At 67.0% G+C, this 221-nt stretch carries 1 protein-coding gene; it reads right to left on the bottom strand.

All coding sequences use genetic code 11. The annotated features are described in order from the left end of the window. On the bottom strand, nt 1-221 hold a 221-nt coding region (locus tag E2A64_RS17895), incomplete at both ends, for a hypothetical protein (protein ID WP_158285806.1).

The following is a 221-nucleotide window of genomic DNA, read 5'->3' on the forward strand; positions in this document are numbered from 1 at the left end:
ACGTCATTGGCAAGCACATTGCCCGAGATCGAGCTCAGGGCATCCTCGGTCACGCCGGCGGGACCGTCGTCGACCGCGTTGGGCACGTCGTCGACGATGGTGACGGTGAAGCTGCCGGTTGCGCTGGTTCCGCCGATGCCGTCGACTTCGACGGCGATGGCGTCGCCGAAGCCGGTGTCGGTGGCGCCCGGCTTGCTGTCGTTGTCGATGGTGGCCTTGAG

Source organism: Pseudohoeflea suaedae, assembly GCF_004354915.1.
Taxonomy (GTDB): domain Bacteria; phylum Pseudomonadota; class Alphaproteobacteria; order Rhizobiales; family Rhizobiaceae; genus Pseudohoeflea; species Pseudohoeflea suaedae.